The organism is Kitasatospora sp. NPDC091335, assembly GCF_044757205.1.
Classification (GTDB): Bacteria; Actinomycetota; Actinomycetes; order Streptomycetales; family Streptomycetaceae; genus Kitasatospora.
Genome location: NZ_JBIVUM010000002.1, coordinates 229,494 through 254,897 on the forward strand (window position 1 = coordinate 229,494; position 25,404 = coordinate 254,897).

Consider the following 25,404-nt stretch of genomic DNA (forward strand, 5'->3'; position numbering starts at 1 on the left):
CGCCTTCACCGCGGCCGCCACCGCCCCCGCGGACCCCGCCACCGGCCCCGCCACCGGTCCCGCCACCGCGTCTGTGCCCCCGAACGTTCTACCCTTGCCGAGTGGCACCAGCAGACACGTCCAAGAAGAAGGCCAAGGCGAAGCCCAAGGCCGCCCCCGCCCCCGTCGACCTCGCGATGCCGACCCTGCGCCGCGAGATCCCGCGCGACGAGGTCCCGCTCGACTTCCCCCGCGCCTGGGTCGAGTTCGCCGACCCCTCCGACGAGGAGCAGGTCTTCCGCTGCGACCTCACCTGGCTGACCTCCCGCTGGTCCTGCGTCTTCGGCCAGGGCTGCCACGGCATCCGCGAGGGCCGCGGCGAGTCGGACGGCTGCTGCACGCTGGGCGCGCACTACTCGGACGAGGACGACGAGAAGCGCGTCCGGTCGCACGCGGACCGGCTGACCCCCGAGCTCTGGGAGAACTTCGCCGAGGGCACCGACGCCGAGGGCCGGATCGTCGCCGACGGCGGCATCACCATGCTGGACGAGGACGGCGACCGGCAGACCCGCCGGGTCGGCGGCGCCTGCGTCTTCGTGAACAGCCCGGGCTTCGCGGGCGGCGCCGGCTGCGCGCTGCACGCGCTCGCGCTCAAGGAGGGCCGCGAGCCGCTGGAGACCAAGCCGGACGTCTGCTGGCAGCTGCCGATCCGCCGCACCTACGACTGGATCGACCGCCCCGACGACACCCGCTACCTCCAGGTCTCGATCGGCGAGTACGACCGCCGCGGCTGGGGCCCGGGCGGCCACGACCTGCACTGGTGGTGCACCGGCGCCCCGGCGGCCCACCAGGGCGCGGAGCCGGTGTACGTCGGCTACCGCCCCGAACTCACCGAGCTGATGGGCAGGGCGGGATACGACGTGCTGGCCCGCCTGTGCGAGGAGCGGATCGCCACCAAGGGCGACCGCAAGGTCGCCCCGCACCCGGCCGACCCGGGCAAGAAGGCCAGGAAGGCCTGACCGGCCCTACTTGTCGATGTCGCCGACGACGAAGAACATCGACCCGAGGATCGCCACCATGTCCGCGACCAGCGTCCCGGGCAGCAGTTCGGTGAGCACCTGGACGTTGTTGAAGGACGCCGAGCGCAGCTTGAGCCGCCAGGGCGTCTTGTCGCCGCGCGAGACCAGGTAGTAGCCGTTGATCCCGAGCGGGTTCTCGGTCCACGCGTAGGTGCTGCCCTCGGGTGCCTTGAGCACCTTGGGCAGCCGCTGGTTGACCGGCCCCGGCGGCAGCGCGGCGAGCTTGTCGAGGCAGGCGTCGGCCAGGTCGAGCGAGTTGAGGGTCTGCTCCAGCAGGCACTCGAAGCGGGCCAGGCAGTCGCCCTCCTCGCGGGTGACCACGGTGAGCACCTGCCGCAGTTCCTCGGAGCCGTACGCGAGGTACGGCTCGTCGCGGCGCAGGTCGAGGTCGAGGCCGCTGGCCCTGGCGATCGGGCCGCTGACGCCGTACGCCTGGGCCTGCGCCCCGGTGAGGACGCCGACGCCCGCGGTGCGGGCGCGGAAGATCTCGTTGCCGAGGACGAGGTCCTCGAAGACCGGCAGCTGCGAGCGCACGGTGGCGACGGCGGTGCGGACCCGGCCGAGCCAGCCGGCCGGCAGGTCCTCCTTGAGGCCGCCGACCCGGTTGAACATGTAGTGCATCCGGCCGCCGGAGGCCTCCTCCAGCACGTGCTGGAGGTCCTCGCGGCCGTTGAAGGCGTGGAAGACCGGGGTGATCCCGCCCAGCTCCAGCGGGTACGAGCCGAGGAACATCAGGTGGTTGAGCACCCGGTTGAGCTCGGCGAGCAGGGTGCGGACCCACACGGCCCGCTCCGGGACCTCCATGCCGAGCATCCGCTCGACGGCCATCACGACGCCGAGCTCGTTGGAGAAGGCGGAGAGCCAGTCGTGCCGGTTGGCCAGCATGATGATCTGCCGGTAGTCGCGAGCCTCGAACAGTTTCTCGGCGCCCCGGTGCATGTAGCCGATCACCGGCTCCGCGCTCACGACGCGCTCGCCGTCGAGCAGCATCCGCAGCCGCAGCACGCCGTGGGTGGCCGGGTGCTGCGGGCCGATGTTGAGCACCATGTCGGTGCTGCCCGCCTCGCCGGTGAAGTTCTCGGCTCCCGCCCCGATGCCGACCGTGGTCTCCCTCATGCCCCCAGAGTCTGCCATCCCGGCAGCGCCTCCAGGCCCGGCGGTACCGGCATGCGGACGGCCTGCACCAGCCAGCCGAAGGCGCCCAGCCCGCCCGGGTCGGTCAGCTCGGCCCCCTCCCCCGCCCCGTTCAGCGCCCGCAGGTAACCGGCCGGGTCGCTGGTGGCGAGCGCGAGCGCCGGGCGCTCACCGCTCACGCCGAGCGCGCGCAGGGCCTCCCGCTGCGTCGTCCACAGGCTGTGGAAACCGGGCACGGCGACGGAGTCCAGCGCCACGTGCGCGGTGACGTCGCAGGAGCCGTCCGGCACCGGGGCCACCTCCCGGCCGTCCCGGAAGCCCGCGTACGTGCCGAACGGCGGCCGCCGCCCCGCGGTGTGCCCGTAGTCGACGGCGACGGCCAGCCCGCGCTCCAGCCCGGCCACGGCCCGCGCCCAGGCGGCGTCCCTGGGGCCGCCGAACTCCACCACGTCACCGGGCTCCCGGGCCGGCCACCAGCGCCCGGCCCAGGCCGCGTCGGCCGCCGAGACCGGCTCGCCGAGCCGCTGCCCGCCGGTCCCGGTGTCCACCTCGACGTAGCGCAGCACCCCGTCCCCGTCCACCTCGCCGGCGTCCAGCGGGACGTTGTCCAGCCACTCGTTGGCGAACAGCAGCCCGGTCACGCCGCGCGGCGGCTCGTCCGTCCACAGGGCTGTGGACGGCAGCCCGGCCGGGCGCGGCGCGATCTCCACGCCGTACGGGCGCAGCCGCGCCAGCACCTCGCCGGGCAGTTCCGCCAGCACGCCGGTCAGCAGTTCCCCCCGCCCGGCCCCGACGTCGACCAGGGCCAGCTCCTCCGGGCGGCCGAGTTCCGCGTCAACCTCCAGCAGCAGGCGGGCCACCGCACGGGCGAACTTCGGCGAGGCGTGCACCGAGGTGCGGAAGTGCCCGGCCGGGCCCTCCGGCCTGCGGTAGAAGCCCCGCCCCGGTTCGTACAGGGCCTGGTCCATGGCGGGCGCCCACCGCATCCAAGTCATGGGGCGGGACGCTACCCGGCGCCGGCGGGCCCTCCCAATCGGACCAGGTGCTTCTCCGACCTACGGAGTAGAGCGGATCGCCCTACCGGCGGACCTGGGCATGCGGAGCGACTGCCTACGCTGGACACGTGCATCGACTCAACGCCTGGCTCCGCCGTCACCCCATGGTGGTCGACGCCGCCTGGGCGGCCGTCGTGCTGCTCTTCGGCCTGCTCCCGAGCGACGGCTACGCCGACGACGGCTGGCGCTTCGACGTCTCGATCCTGATCGCGGTGCTGCTGCCGCTGCTGATGGTGTTCCGCCGCCGCAACCCCGACGTCACGGTGGCCGCCGCCACCGCCGTGGGCGTCGCCCAGGTGCTCGCCGACATCGTCCCGGGCGCCTCCGCGGTCGCCTACCTGGTCTTCGCCTACACCGGCGCCGCCTTCGGCCGGAAGTGGACCTCCCGGCTGGCCCTGGCCGCCGGCCTGGCCTCCGGGCCGCTGGTCTTCTGGCAGCTGAGGCTGGTGAAGACGGCCTTCGACCAGGGCGGCGACGTCCACACCCGCCCGTACAGCTTCGGCGAGGCGGCACTGCTCACGCTGCTGATGAGCACGCCGTTCATCCTCTGCTGGGCCTGGGGCCGGCTGACCAGGGTGCGCCGCGCCTACCTGACCGAGCTGGAGGACCGCGCCGCCCGGCTGGAGCGCGAGCGGGACGCCCAGTCCAAGGTCGCGGTCGCCGCCGAGCGGGCCAGGATCGCCCGCGAGCTGCACGACGTGGTCGCGCACAACGTCTCGGTGATGATCGTCCAGGCCGACGGCGCCGCGTACGTCCTGGACAACTCCCCGCAGCAGGCGAAGGAGGCGCTCGGCACCATCGCCTCCACCGGCCGCCAGGCGCTGGTCGAGATGCGCCGGCTGCTGGGCGTGCTGCGCACCTCCGACACCAAGGCCGAGGAGTACGTGCCGCAGCCGGGCGTCGAGGAGCTGCCGGAGCTGCTGGAGCAGGTCCGCACGGCCGGGCTCGACGTGGACTACGCCACCTCGGGGCACCCGCGCGAGCTGCCGCGGGGCGTCGAGCTGACCGTCTACCGGATCGTCCAGGAGGCGCTGACCAACGTCCGCAAGCACGGCGGCCCCGACGTGCACGCCCGGGTCGCCGTCGACTTCGGCGAGCGCGAGCTGGCCGTCCTGGTGGAGGACGACGGCCGCGGCAGCACCGACGAACAGCTGGCCGGCGGCGGCACGGACGGCCTCGGCCACGGCCTGATCGGCATGCGCGAACGGGTCGGCATGGTCAGCGGCAGCCTCGACGTGGGCCCCCGCCCCGGCGGCGGCTTCCGGATCCGCGCCGTCCTGCCGCTCAAGGCGGCCCACTAGCCCCGTCCGCCGTCCCCCCTTCCAAGGAGTCCCACCTTGACCATCCGCGTGATGCTCGTCGACGACCAGGAACTGCTCCGCACCGGTTTCCGGATGATCCTCCAGTCACAGGGCGACATCGAGATCACCGCCGAGGCGGGCGACGGCGCCCAGGCCCTGGAGCGGCTGCGGCACACCGAGGTCGACGTGATCCTGATGGACGTCCGGATGCCGCGGCTGGACGGCGTGCAGGCGACCCGCAGGATCTGCCTCGCCGAGGACGGCAGCCCGCTGCCGGACGCCCCGCACGTGCTCATCCTCACCACCTTCGACCTGGACGAGTACGCCTTCGCCGCGCTCAAGGCCGGCGCCAGCGGCTTCCTGCTCAAGGACGTCCCGCCGACCGAGCTGGTGGCCGCGATCCGCGCGGTGCACGGCGGGGACGCGGTGGTCGCCCCGACCACCACCCGCCGGATGATCGACCGCTTCGCCGAGGTGCTGCCCACCCCGCACAACGCGCCGGGCTCGGACACCCTCGGCCCGCTGACCGAGCGCGAGCGGGAGGTGTTCCTGCTGGTCGCCCAGGGGCTGTCGAACGGCGAGATCGCGGCCCGGCTGGTGCTCTCCGAGGCCACCGTGAAGACCCACGTCGGCCGGATCCTGGCCAAGCTGAGCCTGCGCGACCGGGTCCAGGCCGTGGTCCTGGCGTACGAGGCCGGGCTGATCCGGGCCGGGGCCTCCGACTGAGCCGCCTCGGCGACCGGGCGTCCCCGTAGACTGGGGCGGTACGTCCGGTACCCGCCGAGTGGACCGGAACGGTCATTCAGGACAAGGCAGGACAAGGGTGGACGTGAATCCGTCCGGCTTCGCCGACTTCGGCGAGTTCGCCCCGCTCACCGACGGCCTCGGCGACCAGGCTTTCGGCGATCCCGGTGATCCCGGCAACCGCCCGGCCCGGCTGGCCGTCGGCGTGGTCGGCACCGGGCGGGTCGGCCCCGCGCTGGGCGCCGCGCTCCAGCTCGCCGGGCACACCGTGGTCGCCGCCTCCGGGGTGTCCGCCACCTCCCGCCGCCGCGCCGACGCGCTGCTGCCCGGCGTGCGGATCGTCACCCCGCCGCAGGTGCTGGCCGCCGCCGACCTGGTGCTGCTGACCGTCCCCGACGACGCGCTGGCCGACCTGGTGGCCGGGCTGGCCGCCACCGGCGCGGTCCGCCCGGGCCAGCTGGTCGTGCACACCTCCGGCGCGCACGGCGTCGCCGTCCTGGAGCCCGCCACCAGGGCCGGGGCGCTGCCGCTGGCCCTGCACCCGGCGATGACCTTCACCGGCACCTCCGTCGACCTGGACAGGCTGGCCGGCTGCCCGTTCGGCGTGACCGCCCCCGAGGAGCTGCGGCCGGTCGCCGAGGCGCTGGTGGTGGAGATGGGCGGCGAGCCCGAGTGGGTGCCCGAGGAGGTCCGCCCGCTCTACCACACCGCCCTCGCGCACGGCGCGAACCACCTGGTCACCCTGGTCGCGCAGGCGATGGACCTGCTGCGCACGGCCGGCGTCGCCGAGCCCGGCCGGATGCTCGGCCCGCTGCTGGGCGCCGCCCTGGACAACAGCCTGCGCTCCGGTGACGCGGCCCTCACCGGCCCGGTCGCCCGGGGCGACGCGGGCACCGTACGGCGCCACCTGGCGCAGCTCAGTACGGTGTCCCCGGACATCCCGGCGGCCTACCGGGCGATGGCCCGCGCGACCGCGCAGCGGGCGCTCGCCAACGGGACGATCGACGAAACGTCGGCGGCGGGACTGCTGGACGTACTGAACGAGGAGAAGCACTGATGGCACGCGGCAAGCAGCCGAGCAAGGCCCAGCGGGCGCCGAAGGTCCACCGGGCCGTCGTCACCCGCACCGTGGACGACTTCGAGGCCGCGTTCTGGCCGGACGAGCAGCCGGTGGACAACGCCGTCGTGATGACCATGGGCGCCCTGCACGAGGGCCACGCCGCGCTGATCCGCGCCGCCCGCAAGCAGGTCGGCCGGGACGGCCGGGTCGCGGTGACGGTCTTCGTCAACCCGCTCCAGTTCGGCGCCGGCGAGGACCTGGAGCGCTACCCGCGCACCCTCGACGCCGACGTGAAGCTGGCCGAGGAGAACGGCGCCGACGTGGTCTTCGCGCCGTCCGTCGACGAGGTCTACCCGAACGGCGAGCCGCAGGTGCGCATGGTGGCCGGCCCGATGGGCGAGCGCTTCGAGGGCGCCACCAGGCCCGGCCACTTCGACGGCGTGCTGACCGTGGTCGCCAAGCTGCTGCACATCACCGACCCGGACTTCGCCTTCTTCGGCGAGAAGGACGCCCAGCAGCTGGCGATCATCCGGCGGATGGTCGCCGACCTGGACTTCGACGTCGAGATCGTCGGCGTGCCGACCCTCCGCGAGGAGGACGGCCTGGCACTGTCCTCGCGCAACGACTACCTCTCGGCGGAGGAGCGCGCCCACGCGCTCGCCCTGTCCAAGGCCCTGTTCGCCGGCCGCGACGCCGCCGCGCAGGGCCCGAAGGCCGTCCGCGAGGCCGCCTCGGCCGTCCTGGACGGCGCCGAGGGCGTCACCCTGGACTACCTCGCCCTGATCGACCCGCACTCCTTCACGGAGGCGGCGGACGACTTCCAGGGCGAGGCGGTGCTGGCCGTCGCCGCGAAGGTGGGCACGACCCGCCTGATCGACAACGTCCACCTCATCGTCCGGTAGCGAACACCGGGCAGCACGACCCCCCGTCTTTCCGGCATGCACTCACAGGAGGCGTGACCCGCAATGCTCCGCACCATGCTCAAGTCCAAGATCCACCGGGCCACCGTGACCCAGGCCGACCTGCACTACGTCGGCTCCGTCACGGTGGACGAGGACCTCCTCGACGCGGCCGACCTGCTCCCCGGCGAGCTGGTCCACATCGTCGACATCGACAACGGCGCCCGGCTGGAGACCTACACCATCGCCGGCCCGCGCGGCTCCGGCGTGATCGGCATCAACGGCGCCGCCGCCCGTCTGGTCCATCCCGGCGACCTCGTCATACTCATCGCCTACGGGCAGATGGACACGGCCGAGGCCAAGGGCTACGAGCCGAAGATCGTCTTCGTGGACGGGCGGAACCGGATCACCGGACTGGGCGGGGACCCGGCGGAGGCCCAGGAGGGCACCGGACTGCTCCGGGGGGACAGGGCGTACGGTGACGGCAACGACGCGGCCGACGCCGCCTCGCGCTGAAGGAGCCACCCACCCATGACCACGCACCGCCTCACCGCCCCGGCCCCCGGCTGGACCGCGACCACCGACGTGGTCGTGGTCGGCTCCGGCGTCGCCGGCCTCACCGTCGCGCTCAACGTCCGCAAGGCCGGCCTGCGGGCCATGGTGGTCACCAAGGCGATGCTGGACGACGGCTCCACCCGCTGGGCCCAGGGCGGCATCGCCGCCGCCCTGGGCGAGGGGGACACCCCCGGGCAGCACCTGGACGACACCCTGGTGGCCGGCGCCGGGCTCTGCGACGAGGAGGCCGTGCGCACCCTGGTCACCGAGGGCCCGGACGCCGTCCGCCGGCTGATCGCGGTCGGTGCCGCCTTCGACCGCGGCACCGACGGCGAGATCCTGCTGACCCGCGAGGGCGGCCACCACCGCCGCCGGATCGCGCACGCCGGCGGGGACGCCACCGGCGCCGAGATATCGCGCGCCCTGGTCGACGCCGTCCGCGCCGACCAGGACATCGAGCTGATCGAGCACGCGCTCGTCCTCGACCTGCTCACCGACGCCGAGGGGCACGCGGCCGGGCTCACCCTGCACGTGATGGGCGAGGGCGCGCGCGACGGCGTCGGCGCCGTCCGGGCCCGCGCGGTGGTGCTCGCCACCGGCGGCATGGGCCAGGTCTTCTCGGCCACCACCAACCCGGCGGTCTCCACCGGTGACGGCGTGGCGCTCGCGCTGCGGGCCGGCGCCGCCGTCACCGACCTGGAGTTCGTCCAGTTCCACCCGACCGTGCTCTGGCTCGGCCCCGAGGCCGAGGGCCAGCAGCCGCTGGTCTCCGAGGCCGTCCGCGGCGAGGGCGCCCACCTGGTGGACGCGAACGGCGTCCGGTTCATGCTCGGGCAGCACGAGCTGGCCGAGCTGGCCCCGCGCGACATCGTCGCCAAGGCGATCACCCGGCGCATGCTGGAGCAGGGCGCCGAGCACATGTACCTGGACGGACGGCACTTCGGCGCCGAGATGTGGGAGCAGCGCTTCCCGACCATCCTCGCCTCCTGCCGCTCCCACGGCATCGACCCGGTCACCGAGCCGATCCCGGTCGCCCCGGCCGCGCACTACGCCTCCGGCGGCGTGCGCACCGACCCGCACGGCCGCACCAGCGTCCCCGGCCTGTACGCCTGCGGCGAGGTCGCCTGCACCGGGGTGCACGGCGCCAACCGGCTGGCCTCCAACTCGCTGCTGGAGGGCCTGGTCTTCGCCGAGCGGATCGCCGCCGACCTGGCCGGGCGGCACCTGGCCGGCGACCTGCCCGAACGCACCGTGGACGTCGAGGCCGCCAGGGCCGCGCACGCCGTCCCGCTGCCGCCGTCCGAGGCGCGCGCCGAGATCCAGCGGCTGATGTCGCGCGGCGCCGGCGTGCTGCGCTCGGCCGCCTCGATGGCCGGCGCCGCGGCCGGGCTCGGCCTGATCGCCGAGCAGACGTACGCGCACCTCGCCGAGGACAAGCCGGCCGACCCCCGGGTGGAGACCTGGGAGGCCGCCAACCTGCTGCTGGTCTCCACCGCCCTGGTCGCGGCCGCCGCGCAGCGCGCGGAGACCCGCGGCTGCCACTGGCGCGAGGACTTCCCCGAGCGCGACGACGCCGCCTGGCGGCGTCACCTGATCACCACCCTCGCCGCCGCCGGCGGCCCGGTCAGCACCCCTGAGGAGCAGTAGAACCATGACCCACTCCCACGAGGAACTCCCGATGGCCGGCGGCTGCGGCGACGGCTGCGCCTGCGGGGACGGCGAGGGCTACGAGACCGGCCTGGACCCCCAGCTGGCCGAGCTGCTGGAGCGGGCCGGGCTGGACCCGGTCGAGGTCGAGGACATCGCCACCCTGGCGCTGGCCGAGGACCTGGCCGGCGGCGAGGACGTCACCTCGGTGGCGACCGTGCCCGCCGAGGCCGTCGCGACCGCCGACTTCACCGCCCGCCAGGCCGGCGTGGTGGCCGGCCTGCGGGTCGCCGAGGCGGTCGTCTCGCTGGTCTGCGAGGAGGAGTTCGAGGTCGAGCGGCACGTCGAGGACGGCGACCGGGTGGCGGCCGGCCAGGTGCTGCTCTCGGTCCGCTCCCGCACCCGCGACCTGCTGACCGCCGAGCGCAGCGCGCTCAACCTGCTCTGCCACCTGTCCGGCATCGCCACCGCGACCCGCGCCTGGGCGGACGCCCTGGAGGGCACCGGCGCGGTGGTCAGGGACACCCGCAAGACCACCCCCGGCCTGCGCGCGCTGGAGAAGTTCGCGGTGCGCTGCGGCGGCGGCGCCAACCACCGGATGGCGCTCTCGGACGCCGCGCTGGTGAAGGACAACCACGTGGTCGCGGCCGGCGGCGTGGCCGAGGCCTTCCGGGCCGTCCGGGCCGCGTACCCGGAGCTGCCGGTCGAGGTCGAGGTGGACGCCCTGGAGCAGATCCCGCCGGTGCTGGAGGCCGGGGCGGACCTGATCCTGCTGGACAACTTCACCGTCGGACAGCTGAAGGAGGCCGTCACGCTGGTGGCCGGCCGGGCGAAGCTGGAGGCCTCCGGCGGACTGACCCTGGCCGACGCGCGCGAGGTCTCCCAGACTGGTGTCGACTACCTGGCCGTGGGCGCGCTCACCCACTCCTCGCCGGTGCTGGACATCGGCCTGGACCTGCGCGCCTGACCGTCAGGTCGAGCACAGCCCCGTCCCGACTCGCAGAAAGCGTCCCCGTGCTCCTCACCATCGACGTCGGCAACACCCAGACCACACTCGGCCTGTTCGACGGCGAGGACGTGGTGGAACACTGGCGGATCTCCACCGATCCGCGCCGCACGGCCGATGAACTGGCGGTGCTGCTGCAAGGGCTGATGGGCAACCACACCGCGGTCCGCGAGGCCGTGGTGGAGGGCCTGGCGATCTGCTCCTCCGTCCCCGCCGTGCTCCACGAGCTCCGCGAGGTGACCCGCCGCTACTACGGCGACGTCCCCGCGGTGATCGTGGAGCCCGGCGTGAAGACCGGGGTGCACGTCCTGATGGACAACCCCAAGGAGGTCGGCGCGGACCGGATCGTCAACGCGCTGGCCGCCAACCACCTGTACGGCGGCCCGTGCATCGTGGTCGACTTCGGCACCGCGACCACCTTCGACGCGGTCAACGCCCGTGGCGACTACGTCGGCGGCGCGATCGCGCCGGGCATCGAGATCTCGGTCGAGGCGCTCGGCGTCCGCGGCGCCCAGCTGCGCAAGATCGAGCTGGCCCGCCCGCGCAACGTGATCGGCAAGAACACCGTCGAGGGCATGCAGTCGGGCATCCTCTACGGCTTCGCCGGCCAGGTCGACGGCCTGGTCGAGCGGATGGCCAGGGAGCTGGCCAAGGACCCGGACGACGTCCAGGTGATCGCCACCGGCGGGCTGGCCCCGCTCGTCCTCGGCGAGGCCACCACCATCGACGAGCACGAGCCCTGGCTGACCCTGATCGGCCTGCGCCTGGTGTACGAGCGCAACCGTCCCACCGCCTGAGCCCCTCGGTCGCGGGGCTGCCGAGCGGCGCTCAGCTGCCGGGCTTCGGGAAGGCCGGCAGGGTCTGCGGGCCGGTTTGCGGGCCGGTCCTCACCCCATCCCAGGGATACAAGGTGACTCCCGGGGCCGGAGTGATCGGGAGGGTCCCCGGTGCGGGGGGCGTGGGCGTGGGCGCCGGACCGGTGGGCTTCCCCGCCCGCGGGTCCGGCAGCGCGGCCACCACCTGCTGCCAGCGCGGGGCCTTCACCACCGCGGCGAGCTGGTCCGGTGTCAGCGGCGGGTCGGTGCGGGTGATCGGCGCGCCCTGCTCCAGCGGCTTGCGGTTCCACTCCTGGATCGACACCTGGTAGCCGCTCCCGGACAGCTTGGCGGACCACATCTTGGAGCCGGCCGGCTCGCCGTCGCGCGTCCCGGCCTGGTAGACGCGCAGGTGCTCGCCGCCCGGGAGGTCCGACTCGGTGCAGGTGTCGCCCGGGGTCGTCGTGGCCGGGCAGCCGGTGTCGCCGACGCGGCCCATGATCCAGAACAGGTACTGGACCGCGCCGTTCCCGTCGTCCAGGACCAGCCGCAGCTGCGGGGTGTCGCTCTCGGTCCCTCGGGCCTCCCCCACCGTCACCGCCCCCTGCGGCAGCAGTTCGGTGAGCATCTGCTGGAACTCCGGTCCCGAGACCGGGGCGGCGGGCGTGCCCGACACCCCGCCCGACGCCGGGCCGGCCACCGCCGGGGCGACCTGCCCGGGCAGCAGGCCGCCGAGCGCGGCTCCGCCCACCCCGACCAGGGCCAGGGCGGCGGCGCCCGCCGCGGTGCCGACCCGCCGCCTGCGGCGCAGCCGGCGCCCGTGCGACCAGCCGGTGTCGACCAGCCGGCCGGCCTCGGTCTCGAAGGCCCCGCCGGCCGCGCCGATGGCCTCGGCGAAGGCCCGCTCGAACCGCTCGTCGGGCCCGTCGTGTTCTGCGGACATGCTGAACCAACCTCTCTACCTGGTGAGTTGACGTGATCAGTGGGGGTCGTGAGAGCCGGCTCAGCGTTCCGCCGGCATGTCGAGGCTGTCGCCGAGCACGGTGCGGATCCGGCCGAGCGCCCGGAAGGACTGGGTGCGGACGGCGCCCGGGGTGCTCTGCAGGATCGCGGCGGTCTCCTCGACGCTGCGGTCCTCCCAGTAGCGCAGCACCAGCACCGCCCGGTCCCGCGGCGTGAGCCGGCCGAGCGCGTCCACCAGGGTCAGCCGCAGCTCCGGGTCGCCCTGCGGGGCCGCGCCGTCCGGCACCGCGTCGACCGGCCGCTCGCCGCTGGAGCGGCGGCCGCGGTGCGAGAGGAAGGCCCGCACCAGCACGGTGTGGGCGTACCCGGCCGGATTGTCGATCCGCCGCTTGGCCCCGAACCACGAGGTGCGGTGCCACTGGACGTAGATCCGCCCGAGCGCCTCCTGCACCAGGTCCTCGGCGAGGTGGGTGTCCCCGCCGGTGAGCAGGCAGGCCGACCGGTAGAGCGGTCTGGCGCGGCCGGCCGCGAAGGCCTGGAAGTCCTCGTCCCGGCCCCGGCCGCGGGCCGCCTTTTCCTGATCGTCCGGTCGCATCCTGCCCGGCCCCTCCCTCGTTCGTCCCTGACACCTGGATGACCAGGCGGGCCCCGGGCGGCGTTACAGATGGCGGCGAAACGCTTTTTCACCGGGCCGGACGCCGGTGGTTCGGCGCGAGGTTACCGACAAATCGGATATTCCTCACGTAGTGTCAACCCATGCCTACGCCACACGGATCGCGCGGCGGCATGGCCTTCAGCGCCGACGAAGTCCGCGTGCTGCGCCGAGCCCTCGCCCAAGCCCTGCACCCCGCCGTCCCCGTCCACCTCCAGGGGCCCGACCGGCCGGCGTTCGCCGGGCCGGGCGCCGAACTCTGGGCCGAGGACGTCCAGGACGCCCTGCGCCTGACCGAGGCGATCGACGAGGCCGTCCAGGAGGGCGGCCGGCTGCGCGCCTTCCTGCTCGCCGACCTGGGACGCTACCGCTCCGCCCTGCCCGGCAGCGCCCCCGGCTACCTGGAGCGACTGGAGGAGGCGGTGACCGACGGGTACCTGCCCGGGCCGCAGGACCTCACCGCACTGCGCGGGCTGACCCGCCAGCCCTGCGGCCAGGGCGAACGGGCCCGCCGCTCCCGGCTGGCCGGGCGCTGCCACGCGCTGGCCGAGGCCGCCGTCCGCGAACGGCTCGCCCTCACCACGGGACAGCCACGCCACCTGGTGGCCGTACCGAGCCCCGCCGCACCGCCGCACAGTCACCCCACCCCTGTAGGAGGACGGATCACCATGAGCAGCACCGACTCCCGCCCGGAGCAGCCCGCCGCCGCGAAGACCCCGCCCCACCCGCACCGGATGCCCACCCCGGCCGAGCTGTTCGGCCGCCGCCCCAAGCCTCCGTCCCACCCCGCCCCGCCGGCCGACGAGGCCCCCGAGGAGATCGAGCTCGCCACCGGCACCGGCTGACCACGCCCGAGCCCGCCGTGAGGGGAGGCCGCCCGGCCGGGCGGCCTCCCCTCACGGCAATCGCCTCACGGCAATCCCGTCGCGGAGCACCACGTGTGGCTGGCTACCCTTGTGGGGTGAGCGATCAGAGCCTTGTTCCCGCGACCGACGACCTTCCCGAGCAGATGCGCGTCCGGCGCGAGAAGCTGGACCGGCTCCGGGCAGCCGGTGTCGACCCGTACCCGGTCGGATTCCCCCGCACCACCACCATCGCCGACCTGCGTGCCAAGCACCCCGACCTGGAACCGGACGTCGCGACCGGTGAGCGGGCCGGCGTCACCGGCCGCGTGATCCTGTCCCGCACCGGCGGCAAGCTCTGCTTCGCCACCCTGCGCGACGGGACCGGCGACCTTCAGGTGATGTTCTCCCTGGACAAGCTGGGCGCCGAGCGGCTGGCGGCCTGGAAGGCCGACATCGACCTCGGCGACCAGGTCGGCGTCGAGGGCGAGGTGATCACCTCCAAGCGCGGCGAGCTGTCCGTGATGGTGGACCGCTGGGAACTCACCGCCAAGTGCCTGCGCCCGCTGCCGGACAAGCACAAGGGCCTGACCGACCCGGAGGCCCGGGTCCGCCAGCGCTACGTGGACCTGATCGTCAACCCCGAGGCCCGCGAGATCCTGCACCTGCGCAGCAAGGTCGTCCGCTCGATCCGTCGCACCTACGAGGACCGCGGCTACATCGAGGTCGAGACCCCGATGCTCCAGCCGGTGCACGGCGGTGCCAACGCGCGTCCGTTCAAGACCCACATCAACGCGTACGACATCGACCTGTTCATGCGCATCGCCCCCGAGCTGTACCTCAAGCGGCTGGTGGTCGGCGGCGCCGAGAAGGTCTTCGAGATCAACCGCAACTTCCGCAACGAGGGCGCGGACTCCACCCACAACCCGGAGTTCACCTCGCTGGAGTCGTACGAGGCGTACGGCGACTACGACACCCAGGCCGAGCTGATCCGCGAGACGATCGTCAACGCGGCCAGGGACGCGCTGGGCACCACGGTGATCAGGGGCGTGGACGCGCACGGCGTCGAGCACGAGATCGACCTGGCCGAGCCGTGGGAGGAGGTCGCCGTCTACCCGGGCATCTCGGCCCGCCTCGGCGTCGAGGTCACCCCGGAGACCGGCGTCGAGAAGCTGCGCAAGCTGGCCACCGAGCACGGCATCCCCTTCGAGAAGGACTGGGGCCACGGTCAGATCGTGCTGGAGATGGTCGAGCGCCTGCTGGAGGAGAACGCCGTCCGGCCGACCTTCATCAAGGACTACCCGACCGAGGTCTCCCCGCTGACCCGCCAGCACCGCTCGCAGCCCGGCGTGGCCGAGAAGTGGGACCTGGTGATCTTCGGGACGGAGATCGGCACCGCCTACTCCGAGCTGGTCGACCCGGTCGAGCAGCGCGCCCGCCTCACCGCCCAGTCGCTGCTCGCGGCCGGCGGCGACGTCGAGGCGATGCAGGTGGACGAGGACTTCCTGCGCGCCCTGGAGTACGCGATGCCGCCGACCGGTGGCCTCGGCCTCGGCGTGGACCGCCTGATCATGCTGCTGACCGGCAAGAACATCCGGGAGACGGTGCTCTTCCCGCTGGTGAAGCCGGAGCCCAAGGCTGCCGCCGCGACGGCGGAGAAGACCGAGGAGGAGTGACCTGATGGACTACGTCAGCGCGATCGTGCCGCCGCTGGTCATGGCGATCGGCTTCGGATTCCTGGTGCGGGCCATCGTCCGCAGCCAGGGCGGGGCCCAGCGGGCCAAGGAAGACGTCGACTGATCCCCCGGGGCCCCCGAGGCCCGCGAGGAGCGACGGGCGGCACCCGAGACCGACGCCGCCGGACGCCCCGGACGACCCCCGCGCCGCCATTCCCGATTCCCGGGGGTGGCGGCGCGCCGGTTTGGCGCACTTCACAAGATTTGCCCCATTCACTCCCTATCCTGGCCGCACTATGGTCCGGCAACTCGGCGAACTTGAGAACGCCATCATGACCCGGGTGTGGCAGTGGAACCGGCCGGTGACGGTTCGCGAGGTTCTCCTGGATCTGCGGTCGGAACGCGAAATCGCGTACACCACGGTGATGACCGTCCTGGACAAGCTCCACAGAAAGGGCTGGCTGCGCCGCGAGCGGGCCGGCCGGGCCTATCGATATGAACCGGTCTCCTCGCGTGAGGCGTACACGGCGGCTCTGATGAACGACGCCTGGGCCACCAGTGACAATCCGGCGGCGGCCCTGGTGCACTTCTTCGGCCTGATGTCCCCCGAGCAACGCGAAGCGCTCCGGGACGCGTTGCGGGTGGCCGCACTGTTCCCGTCCGATCCGCCCGGCGCGGATTCCGCGGCCGGCGGACCGGATACCGATGGGACGGAACCGGGACCGGCGCGATAACGTCCCCGACATGGAGGTCACCATCCGCCGGGCGCGGACCACGGACGTGCGGGCAGTACGCGGGCTCATCGACGCCTACTCCCGCGACGGCATTCTGCTGGACAAGCCCACAGTCACACTGTTCGAATCCGTCCAGGAGTTCTGGGTCGCGGAACGCGACGACAACGGTGCCGTGGTGGCCTGCGGCGCACTGCACGTGATGTGGGAGGACCTCGCCGAGGTCCGCACGCTCGCGGTGGATCCGGTCGTCCGCGGCCACGGGATCGGGCACCTGCTGCTGGAGAAGCTGGTGCAGACCGCGCGCTGGCTGGGCGTCCGTCGGATTTTCTGCTTGACGTTCGAGGTCCCCTTCTTCGCGAAACACGGTTTCGTCGAGATCGGAGAGCTCCAGGAAACCGATGATGGTACGACAGACCCGGCGGCGATCGCTACGGATGTCTATGAAGAACTCCTCCGCTCGTACGATGAAGGCGTCGCCGAGTTCCTCGACCTGGAGCGGGTGAAGCCCAACACACTGGGCAACTCGCGCATGCTGCTGCACCTCTGAGCCGCTCCACCGGGGGTCAAGGGTTTGTGTTTTCCGGTGAAAGGCGCTTTCCTTTCCTCAGGCAATGGGTCGTTTAGCGGAAAGGGAAGCCCGTGGCACAGAGGGTGCAGGTCATTCTTGAAGACGATCTCGACGGCGGTTCGGCGGACGAGACGGTGACGTTCGCGCTCGACGGCGTTGCCTACGAGATCGATCTGAAGAGCGCCAACGCGGACAAGCTCCGCGGTCTGCTGGCGCCGTACTTGGAGAAGGGCCGCAAGCAGAGCGGCCGGCTCGCCGGCACCCGCCGTCCGGGCCGCGGCGGCGCGGCGCGTCCGTCCGGCGGTGCGCCGGACACCGCCAAGATCCGCGCGTGGGCCAAGGAGCAGGGCCTCGACGTCAACGACCGCGGCCGGGTTCCGAGCAACGTGCGCGAAGCCTACGAGAAGGCCAACGCGTCCTGATCCCGGCGCCGCAGGCCCGCCGGAGCGGGTGCGGGGCCCCGGCGGGCGGACACGGCGCCGACAGTCTCACGCACGGGGCGCGGAGGAGTCTCCTCCGCGCCCCGCGGCACGTGCCGGGACGGCGCCGGCGCCCCGGCCCCGGACAGCTGCCGGGCACGGGCCCGGGCGGCGGCTCGGGCGGTTGCCCCGGCGGCGGCTCGGGCGGCGGAACAATCACCGGCTGTGCAACGCTGTAGGAGCGAAGCGGCAACGCGGACACCATCGGGACGGCGCACCGGCCCGGGCCCTCCGCCCGAACCGCCGTCACCGCGGCCGGACTTCTCGCCAGGCGAACACCGCCACCGCGGAAACTGCGCGAGAACCGCCCGGATACCGGGTATGAATGCAGGTGGACGGGTTCTTCGGCCCGTCCAGGGGCAGTATGCGCGACCGGCCGGCGAGGTTGCGTCCGCGCCCCGGCGGCACGTGTTCGCCGATGGCGTAGCGGAATCCGGTGCATCCGGCCCACCTGTGGGAACACCGATTCCCAGCATCAGGTTGGGATTGGTGTCGGATGGTCGCGCAGCATCTCGCTCCTCTACCGGGGAGTGAATCCGTGGGCCGCGCCGCTGAGCGGGACTAGCATGCGGAAGGACAGGGCGGGGACGGACCCCGAACTGCCCGACCGCTCTGAGGAGCGATAAACGATGTTCGAGAGGTTCACCGACCGCGCGCGGCGGGTTGTCGTCCTGGCTCAGGAAGAAGCCCGGATGCTCAACCACAACTACATCGGCACCGAGCACATCCTCCTGGGTCTGATCCACGAGGGCGAGGGCGTCGCCGCCAAGGCCCTGGAGAGCCTCGGGATTTCTCTTGAGGCCGTTCGCCAGCAGGTCGAGGAGATCATCGGCCAGGGCCAGCAGGCCCCGTCCGGTCACATTCCCTTCACCCCCCGGGCGAAGAAGGTGCTGGAGCTGTCGCTCCGCGAGGCCCTTCAGCTCGGCCACAACTACATCGGCACCGAGCACATCCTGCTCGGCCTGATCCGCGAGGGCGAGGGCGTCGCCGCCCAGGTCCTGGTGAAGCTGGGCGCCGACCTCAACCGGGTGCGCCAGCAGGTCATCCAGCTGCTCTCCGGCTACCAGACCGGCGGCGGCAAGGAGTCGGCCACGGCCGGCGGGCCCGCCGAGGGCACCCCGTCGACCTCGCTGGTCCTGGACCAGTTCGGCCGCAACCTCACCCAGGCCGCCCGCGAGGCCAAGCTCGACCCGGTCATCGGGCGCGAGAAGGAGATCGAGCGGGTCATGCAGGTGCTGTCCCGCCGCACCAAGAACAACCCCGTGCTGATCGGTGAGCCCGGCGTCGGCAAGACCGCCGTGGTCGAGGGCCTGGCCCAGGCGATCGTCAAGGGCGAGGTCCCGGAGACGCTCAAGGACAAGCAGCTCTACACGCTGGACCTGGGCGCGCTGGTGGCCGGCTCGCGCTACCGCGGTGACTTCGAGGAGCGCCTGAAGAAGGTCCTCAAGGAGATCCGCACCCGCGGCGACATCATCCTGTTCATCGACGAGCTGCACACCCTGGTCGGTGCGGGTGCCGCCGAGGGCGCCATCGACGCCGCCAGCATCCTCAAGCCGATGCTGGCCCGCGGCGAGCTCCAGACCATCGGTGCCACCACCCTGGACGAGTACCGCAAGCACCTGGAGAAGGACGCCGCGCTGGAGCGCCGCTTCCAGCCGATCCAGGTCGCCGAGCCCTCGCTGCCGCACACCATCGAGATCCTCAAGGGTCTGCGCGACCGCTACGAGGCCCACCACCGGGTCTCCATCACGGACGCCGCCCTGGTCGCCGCCGCCACCCTGGCCGACCGGTACATCTCGGACCGCTTCCTGCCGGACAAGGCGATCGACCTGATCGACGAGGCCGGCTCCCGGATGCGCATCCGCCGGATGACCGCGCCGCCGGACCTGCGCGAGTTCGACGAGAAGATCGCCGACGTGCGCCGCGAGAAGGAGAGCGCGATCGACGCGCAGGACTTCGAGAAGGCCGCGTCCCTGCGCGACGACGAGAAGCAGCTCCTTCAGGCCAAGGCCAAGCGCGAGAAGGAGTGGAAGGCCGGCGACATGGACGTCGTCGCGGAGGTCAACGAGGAGCTCATCGCCGAGGTCCTGGCCACCGCCACCGGCATCCCGGTCTTCAAGCTGACCGAGGAGGAGACGTCCCGCCTGCTGCGCATGGAGGACGAGCTGCACAAGCGCGTCATCGGCCAGAAGGACGCCATCAAGGCGCTCTCCCAGGCCATCCGGCGCACCCGTGCGGGCCTCAAGGACCCGAAGCGTCCCGGCGGTTCGTTCATCTTCGCCGGCCCGTCCGGCGTCGGTAAGACCGAGCTGTCCAAGACGCTGGCGGAGTTCCTCTTCGGCGACGAGGACGCGCTGATCGCGCTCGACATGTCCGAGTTCTCCGAGAAGCACACCGTCTCCCGGCTGTTCGGCTCCCCGCCCGGCTACGTGGGCTACGAGGAGGGCGGCCAGCTGACCGAGAAGGTCCGCCGCAAGCCGTTCTCCGTCGTCCTCTTCGACGAGGTCGAGAAGGCCCACCCGGACATCTTCAACTCGCTGCTCCAGATCCTGGAGGACGGTCGCCTGACCGACTCCCAGGGCCGCGTGGTGGACTTCAAGAACACCGTCATCATCATGACGACCAACCTCGGCACCCGGGACATCTCCAAGGGCTTCAACCTCGGCTTCGCGGCCACGGGTGACACCCAGAGCGGGTACGAGCGGATGAAGGCGAAGGTCGGCGAGGAGCTCAAGCAGCACTTCCGCCCCGAGTTCCTGAACCGCGTCGACGACATCGTGGTGTTCCACCAGCTGTCCGAGGAAGACATCATCAAGATCGTCGACCTCATGATCGACAAGGTGGACGAGCGGCTCAAGGACAAGGACATGGGCCTGGAGCTCAGCGTCGAGGCCAAGAAGCTGCTGGCCAAGCGCGGCTACGACCCGCTCCTGGGTGCCCGTCCGCTGCGCCGCACCATCCAGCGCGAGATCGAGGACCACCTCTCCGAGAAGATCCTCTTCGGTGAGCTGCGGGCCGGCCACATCGTCGTCGTCGACGTCGAGGGCGAGGGCAAGGAAGCCAAGTTCACCTTCCGCGGCGAGGAGAAGTCGGCCGTCGCCGACACTCCGGCCGCGGTCGCCTCGTCCGGTCCCGACCTGACGAAGTAGCCCAACTTTTAACAGACAACTTCACAGCCACCGAGCCCCCGGCACCCGTGCCGGGGGCTCGGTGCGTTCCGCTCCCGCCGCGTCCGGCGCGGGCCCGCACCGGGCGTGTGGCCTCCGTGCTGGCTGGTGCGGGTGCGCTCGGTTTCTCAGCAAGCTTTAACGAACATACTGTTGACAGACAGTCAGATGATGGGGAGTCGCGGAGGATAGCGCCGTGACCATGTCACGGTCAAGGTCTATCTTTTTTATGCACGCTTGTATCAAATGACGTCCACCTGTCTTTCATTTTGGTTTGCCGGGCTTTGGCCAAGAGCTAGCCCCGGTCGGGGAGGACGTCACAACGTTGAAGAACATCAGGAGATCCGCTGCGGCTGCCACGGCCACAGCGGTCATAGTCACGCTTGGCGCGGGCCTGTTCCCTGGCACCGCCGTCGCCTCCGGCTCGGCCCCGGTCCCGCGGGACCCGGCCGACGCCGTCCAGAGCACCGAGCACAACATCCCGGGCCCGCTGACGGCGAAGGTGGAGGCGGAGCAGAAGGCCGCCACCGAGAAGCTGCTCAACGGCACCGCCCAGGTCGAGAAGCACAACGGCAGCACCAGTGTGAAGCTCGGCAAGGACAAGTACGTCGAGCTCGCCCGCGAGCGCACGGACAAGATCTTCACCATCCTGGTCGACTTCGGTGACCAGGTGGACAACACCACCACGACGCCGGACGGCAAGGTCAAGTACGGCGGTGAGGCCGGCCCGAAGCACAACGAGATCGAGAAGCCGGACGCGGCCACCAACAACTCGACCGCGTGGCAGGCCGACTACAACCAGAAGCACTTCCAGGACCTGTACTTCGCCAAGGACAAGCCCTCGCTGAAGACCTACTACGAGCAGCAGTCCTCGGGCCGCTACTCGGTCGACGGCGTGGTCTCGGACTGGGTCCGGGTGCCGTGGAACGAGGCCCGCTACGGCTCCGACTACTGCGGCTCCAACGTCTGCGCCAGCGCCCAGGACCTGATCCGCGACGCCGTGGACATCTGGTACAAGGACCAGCTGGCCAAGGGTCAGACCGACGCGCAGGTCAAGGCGACCCTGGCCCAGTACGACCAGTGGGACCGCTACGGCTCGCACCACGACGGCAACTTCAACCAGCCCGACGGGTACCTGGACCACTTCCAGATCGTGCACGCCGGCGAGGACAAGTCGGCCGGCGGCGGCAAGCAGGGCAAGAAGGCCCTGTGGGCGCACCGCTCGTACGTCTACGGCAACCTCCAGGGCTCGGCCGGTCCCGAGGGCAACAAGCTCGGCGGCGTCCAGGTCGGCAACAGCGGCATCTGGGTCGGCGACTACACGATGCAGCCGGAGAACGGCGGCCTCGGCGTCTTCGCCCACGAGTACGGCCACGACCTCGGTCTGCCGGACCTCTACGACACCACCGGCCGGGGCATCGACAACTCGGTCGGCTTCTGGTCCCTGATGTCCTCCGGCTCCTGGCTCGGCGAGGGCAAGGGCGCCATCGGCGACATGCCGAACGACCTCGACGCCTGGAGCAAGTACAAGCTCGGCTGGCTGAAGGCCGACCGCGCCAAGTCCGGCACCGAGTCGACCCACCACATCGGCCCGGCGGAGTACAACAGCGACCTGCCGCAGGGCCTGATCGTCGACCTGCCCGCGAAGAAGATCACCACCGAGATCAACAAGCCGTTCGGCGGCGCCGGTGAGTGGTGGAGCGGCAGCGCCGACGACCTGAACGTCACGCTCACCCGCGACATCGACCTGACCGGCAAGACCAAGGCCAGCATCAACGCCAAGGCCTGGTACGAGCTGGAGCAGGACTTCGACTACGCGTTCGGCGAGGTCTCGACCGACGGCGGCACGAACTGGACCGTCATCGACGGCACCTGGAACGGCACCGCGCTGCCCCGCGAGAACGACCGTCCGGCCCTCAGCGGCCAGGTGGCCGCCTGGGGCGACCTGTCCTTCAACCTGGACGCCTACGCGGGCAAGCAGGTCAAGTTCCGCTACCACAACACCACCGACGGCGGCCTGCACTACCGCGGCCTGACGCTGGACAACATCGCGGTCGTCGCCGACGGCGCCACCGTGTTCAGCGACGACGTCGAGAACGGTGACAACGGCTGGGCGGCCAACGGCTTCTCCCGCTTCGGCGGCTCGTACACCAAGGACTACGCGCAGCACTACATCGCGGAGAACCGGCAGTACGTGTCCTACGACAAGACCCTGAAGACCGGCCCGTACAACTTCGGCTTCGCCGACCGCCCGAACTGGGTGGAGTACTACCCGTACCAGCCCGGCCTGCTGATCTGGCTGTGGGACGAGTCGCAGACCGACAACAACGTGAGCTCGCACCCGGGCCAGGGCCTGATCCTGCCGGTCGACTCGCACCCGACCCCGCTGAAGTGGACCGACGGCACCCTGATGCGTCCGCGCATGCAGGGCTTCGACTCCACCTTCGGCTCCCGCCGCGTCTCCGCGCTGTCCCTGCACAAGGCCGGCGTCGAGACCGTCATCCCGAAGACCAAGGGCGTCGACGAGTTCAACGACCTGAAGTCGTGGTGGAACAAGGACAACCCGTACAGCGGCGTCGAGGTCCCGAAGACCGGGACCAGCATCGAGGTCGAGAACGAGTCCTCGAACTACCTGGAGACCTGGATCCGGGTCCGCCCGGTCGACAACTGATCGTCGCTCCACTGACGATCGGCCTGTGACCAGGCAGCTCTGACAACTCCACGTCCGGCCCGTCCCCGCACCGCGCGGGGGCGGGCCGGACGCATTTCCGGCCGCCGTGCCGGAGCGCCCTCAGGACCGGACGGGGGCAGCCGGTCCGGGAAGGCGGCGGCCGCCACCTCGACGTCGGCCCCGGTCCGGCCGAGGGCCGGCATCGGGGTCCTCGCCCCTGTCGCCGAACACGGGCCGATGGTCCCGCGGCCGGCCCGGCCGGTCGGCGGGGCGGACGGAAAGCGGTCCGAGCCCGCCGAACCCCGGCCGCGCGTGGCACTGGTCACAGGCCGACGGCCCGGTACGAGCGACGGTAGTAGCCGGACCGGCCGGAGCCGCCGGACGCTTCGGGGCGGTCGTGGGCGACCGGATCCCATGATCGTTACTCCGTCGGTCTGAATCTCCGGCGCCACGCTGACTACACGCCGTAGTACGTCACACCGTTTGGGAGTCCGCTCGGTGACCGTTACACCTGAGTGGTCCCCCGCTCAGCACGCGCCCGAACGGGCTCCTCGTGCTGCCCTCGTACGATCCGTGAGGTACGGCAAGCGATGTCCACCATCCCGCCCGTGGGGCCGGCCCTGCGCCGGCTCGCCGCCGGTACGGCCGCCCGGGCCGCAGCCTGGCAGCCCCGGCTCGGCCACGCCGTCCGCACCCATGCCGCGCCGCTGCGCAGGCTCGGATCACCCCGGCACGCCACGCTGCCCGGCAGCAGGCAGCGTGCCGAGCACGACCACGCGCTGGTCTCGGCCGGATCGGCCGCGGTGCTGCTCGCCGGTGTGCTGCTGGTCGCCGTGCCGGGCACCGCCTCGGCGCAGACCGTGCTGCCCACCACCCCGGGCAGCTCCGCCTTCACCGTGCCGCGGGCCGAGCTGCCGAGCGCGGGGCTGGTCCAGGTGGCCGGCCCCAGCCCGTACAAGCTGCCCGACGACGGCGACTCGGCCCAGCAGTTCGTGGCGGTGGCGGCCAACCTGCTGCCGTTCGAACCGCCCGCGCCCGAACCCGCAGCGGAACCGGCCCCCGAGCCCGCCGCCGAACCGGCGCCCGAACCCGAGCCCGCTCCGGCCCCGGCTCCCGGCTGGTCGGCCCCGGTGCCGGACGCGCCCACCAGCAATCCGTACGGGAAGCCCAACCGCAGCTACGCGGCCGGGTACCACACCGGGGTGGACTTCGCGGTCTCCCCTGGCACCCCGCTGCTGGCGGTCGGCGACGCGACCGTGGTGTCGGCCGGCTGGGACGGCGCGTACGGCAAGGAGGTCGTGCTGCGGCTGGCGGACGGGTACTTCGCGCAGTACGCCCACATGTCCTCGGTCTCCGTCTCGGCGGGCCAGCGGGTGTCGGCGGGCGAGCGGGTCGGGATGTCCGGGAACACCGGCAACTCGACCGGCCCGCACCTGCACTTCGAGATCCGCACCAGCAACCGCTACGGCGCGGTGGTGAACCCGATCGCGTACCTCGCGGGGCACGGCGTCACGAACTTCTGAGCCGGCCGGCGCCCGCTCGGGCGGCGGCCGGGGGCTCCTCGGGCGGCGCCGGGGGCTCCTCGGGTGCCGGCGGGGGCAGCGCCGGCGCCCGCTCAGGCGGCGCCGGGGTGGCTGATCCGGCCGCCGATCTCGAGCGCGACCTCCCTGGCCACCTCGATCGCGTGGTGCAGGGTGGGCGCCGGCTCCAGCGGCTCCCCCCACACGTTCTCGGTGACGGGAGCGCAGTCCGCGCTGTCCTGCTTGAGCAGGAACAGCGCCGAGTGGACGGCGAACAGCGCCATCGCGGCCCGAAGCCGGTCCTGGAAGTCCGCGTTCGGCCCGCACACCAGCTGCATCATGGTGATCATGCGGTCCTTGAAGGCCTGCCCGGCCGGGGACTCGCGCAGCGCGGGCTGGTTCTCGTGGAAGAAGCGCAGCAGCGGGGCACGTTCGGCCATGCCGTCCGCGAAGCGGCGGATCAGCTCGTCGCGCATCTTGGGGCTCCAGGCCTGCTGCCGGCCCCACGCGATGGTCTCGTCGATCGGCGCGGCCATCCGCTCGACGATGCCCAGGACGATGTCGTCCTTCGTCTTGAAGTGGTAGTAGAGCGCGGCCTTCGTGACGCCCAGGCGGTCGGCGATCTCGCGCAGTGAGGTCTGCTCGTAGCCCTGCTCGGAGAAGAGCTCCAGTGACACCTCGACGATGCGAGCCCGGGTGTCGCTGCGGGGGCTGTGCGGAGTGGCCATGGCCTGCCTCATGACTGCGTCGGTGACTGCTGCGGACCCCGGGGTGGTGTCCGCCCCGGACTCATTCTCCCTGCCCAGGGGCTCGGTCGGGAAACTGGCTTGACGACCGGCTAGTGAACAACCTACCGTG

At 72.2% G+C, this 25,404-nt stretch carries 21 protein-coding genes and 1 pseudogene; 17 read left to right on the forward strand and 5 right to left on the reverse strand.

Annotation, left to right across the window (positions count from 1 at the left end; all coding sequences use genetic code 11):
- Positions 1–101 precede the first annotated feature (101 nt).
- Positions 102–998 carry a hypothetical protein gene (locus ACIQOW_RS05905; protein ID WP_401080164.1) on the forward strand — a complete coding sequence of 299 codons (897 nt, stop codon included), beginning with the start codon at positions 102–104 and terminating at the stop codon, positions 996–998.
- Positions 999–1,004: 6 nt separating this feature from the next.
- Here the strand turns inward: ACIQOW_RS05905 and ACIQOW_RS05910 are convergent, their stop codons facing one another.
- Both ACIQOW_RS05910 and ACIQOW_RS05915 read right to left on the reverse strand, forming a co-directional pair.
- A complete protein-coding gene (locus tag ACIQOW_RS05910) occupies positions 1,005–2,174 on the reverse strand; it encodes an NADH-quinone oxidoreductase subunit D (protein ID WP_401080166.1) in 1,170 nt (389 codons plus the stop codon).
- On the reverse strand, positions 2,171–3,187 hold the full coding sequence (locus tag ACIQOW_RS05915) for an SAM-dependent methyltransferase (RefSeq protein WP_401080168.1): 1,017 nt from the start codon (positions 3,185–3,187) through the stop codon (positions 2,171–2,173). Before ACIQOW_RS05915 ends, ACIQOW_RS05910 begins: the two co-directional genes overlap by 4 nt.
- Positions 3,188–3,351: 164 nt before the next feature.
- Here ACIQOW_RS05915 and ACIQOW_RS05920 point away from each other — a divergent pair, with 164 nt between their 5' ends.
- The 8 genes from ACIQOW_RS05920 (at position 3,352) to ACIQOW_RS05955 (ending at position 11,256) form a co-directional block, all read left to right on the forward strand.
- Positions 3,352–4,548, forward strand: a complete 1,197-nt coding sequence (locus tag ACIQOW_RS05920; RefSeq protein WP_401081320.1) for a sensor histidine kinase — start codon at positions 3,352–3,354, stop codon at positions 4,546–4,548.
- Between the two features lie 36 nt (positions 4,549–4,584).
- Positions 4,585–5,274: a response regulator gene (locus ACIQOW_RS05925; RefSeq protein WP_401080170.1), complete on the forward strand. Its 690-nt coding sequence runs from the start codon at positions 4,585–4,587 to the stop codon at positions 5,272–5,274.
- A gap of 97 nt (positions 5,275–5,371) precedes the next feature.
- Complete coding sequence (locus ACIQOW_RS05930; RefSeq protein WP_401080172.1) at positions 5,372–6,349, forward strand: Rossmann-like and DUF2520 domain-containing protein; 978 nt, start codon at positions 5,372–5,374, stop codon at positions 6,347–6,349.
- Positions 6,349–7,254 (forward strand): pantoate--beta-alanine ligase, encoded by a 906-nt coding sequence (gene panC / locus ACIQOW_RS05935; protein ID WP_401080174.1) that lies wholly within the window; start codon positions 6,349–6,351, stop codon positions 7,252–7,254. Before ACIQOW_RS05930 ends, panC begins: the two co-directional genes overlap by 1 nt.
- Before the next feature lie 63 nt (positions 7,255–7,317).
- The gene (gene panD / locus ACIQOW_RS05940; RefSeq protein ID WP_401080176.1) at positions 7,318–7,767 is read left to right on the forward strand and encodes an aspartate 1-decarboxylase; all 450 of its coding nucleotides are present in this window, start codon (positions 7,318–7,320) and stop codon (positions 7,765–7,767) included.
- A gap of 15 nt (positions 7,768–7,782) precedes the next feature.
- The gene (locus tag ACIQOW_RS05945; RefSeq protein ID WP_401080178.1) at positions 7,783–9,453 is read left to right on the forward strand and encodes an L-aspartate oxidase; all 1,671 of its coding nucleotides are present in this window, start codon (positions 7,783–7,785) and stop codon (positions 9,451–9,453) included.
- Between the two features lie 4 nt (positions 9,454–9,457).
- Positions 9,458–10,420 (forward strand): carboxylating nicotinate-nucleotide diphosphorylase, encoded by a 963-nt coding sequence (gene nadC / locus ACIQOW_RS05950; protein ID WP_401080180.1) that lies wholly within the window; start codon positions 9,458–9,460, stop codon positions 10,418–10,420.
- Positions 10,421–10,467: 47 nt separating this feature from the next.
- On the forward strand, positions 10,468–11,256 hold the full coding sequence (locus ACIQOW_RS05955; RefSeq protein ID WP_188296988.1) for a type III pantothenate kinase: 789 nt from the start codon (positions 10,468–10,470) through the stop codon (positions 11,254–11,256).
- A gap of 31 nt (positions 11,257–11,287) precedes the next feature.
- Here ACIQOW_RS05955 and ACIQOW_RS05960 read toward each other — a convergent pair whose 3' ends face one another.
- Both ACIQOW_RS05960 and ACIQOW_RS05965 read right to left on the reverse strand, forming a co-directional pair.
- A complete protein-coding gene (locus ACIQOW_RS05960; RefSeq protein ID WP_401080183.1) occupies positions 11,288–12,217 on the reverse strand; it encodes a hypothetical protein in 930 nt (309 codons plus the stop codon).
- Between the two features lie 60 nt (positions 12,218–12,277).
- On the reverse strand, positions 12,278–12,832 hold the full coding sequence (locus ACIQOW_RS05965) for a SigE family RNA polymerase sigma factor (RefSeq protein WP_401080185.1): 555 nt from the start codon (positions 12,830–12,832) through the stop codon (positions 12,278–12,280).
- A 161-nt stretch (positions 12,833–12,993) separates the two neighbouring features.
- Here ACIQOW_RS05965 and ACIQOW_RS05970 point away from each other — a divergent pair, with 161 nt between their 5' ends.
- The 8 genes and pseudogenes from ACIQOW_RS05970 (at position 12,994) to ACIQOW_RS06005 (ending at position 24,549) form a co-directional block, all read left to right on the forward strand.
- Entirely contained in the window at positions 12,994–13,734 is a 741-nt protein-coding gene (locus ACIQOW_RS05970; protein ID WP_188297598.1) for a hypothetical protein, read from the forward strand.
- 125 nt (positions 13,735–13,859) lie between these two features.
- Positions 13,860–15,407 (forward strand): annotated as a pseudogene (gene lysX / locus ACIQOW_RS05975) (bifunctional lysylphosphatidylglycerol synthetase/lysine--tRNA ligase LysX); the annotation flags it as partial.
- 296 nt (positions 15,408–15,703) lie between these two features.
- On the forward strand, positions 15,704–16,141 hold the full coding sequence (locus ACIQOW_RS05980) for a BlaI/MecI/CopY family transcriptional regulator (RefSeq protein ID WP_188297600.1): 438 nt from the start codon (positions 15,704–15,706) through the stop codon (positions 16,139–16,141).
- A 10-nt stretch (positions 16,142–16,151) separates the two neighbouring features.
- The gene (locus ACIQOW_RS05985; RefSeq protein ID WP_401080188.1) at positions 16,152–16,688 is read left to right on the forward strand and encodes an amino-acid N-acetyltransferase; all 537 of its coding nucleotides are present in this window, start codon (positions 16,152–16,154) and stop codon (positions 16,686–16,688) included.
- Between the two features lie 92 nt (positions 16,689–16,780).
- Positions 16,781–17,131 carry an Lsr2 family protein gene (locus tag ACIQOW_RS05990; protein WP_401080190.1) on the forward strand — a complete coding sequence of 117 codons (351 nt, stop codon included), beginning with the start codon at positions 16,781–16,783 and terminating at the stop codon, positions 17,129–17,131.
- 686 nt (positions 17,132–17,817) lie between these two features.
- A complete protein-coding gene (locus ACIQOW_RS05995; protein ID WP_188297603.1) occupies positions 17,818–20,337 on the forward strand; it encodes an ATP-dependent Clp protease ATP-binding subunit in 2,520 nt (839 codons plus the stop codon).
- 343 nt (positions 20,338–20,680) lie between these two features.
- Entirely contained in the window at positions 20,681–23,026 is a 2,346-nt protein-coding gene (locus tag ACIQOW_RS06000; RefSeq protein ID WP_401080192.1) for an immune inhibitor A domain-containing protein, read from the forward strand.
- Positions 23,027–23,616: 590 nt separating this feature from the next.
- Positions 23,617–24,549 carry a M23 family metallopeptidase gene (locus ACIQOW_RS06005; protein ID WP_401080194.1) on the forward strand — a complete coding sequence of 311 codons (933 nt, stop codon included), beginning with the start codon at positions 23,617–23,619 and terminating at the stop codon, positions 24,547–24,549.
- A gap of 92 nt (positions 24,550–24,641) precedes the next feature.
- Here ACIQOW_RS06005 and ACIQOW_RS06010 read toward each other — a convergent pair whose 3' ends face one another.
- Positions 24,642–25,274 (reverse strand): TetR/AcrR family transcriptional regulator, encoded by a 633-nt coding sequence (locus ACIQOW_RS06010; RefSeq protein ID WP_401080196.1) that lies wholly within the window; start codon positions 25,272–25,274, stop codon positions 24,642–24,644.
- Between the last annotated feature and the right edge of the window lie 130 nt (positions 25,275–25,404).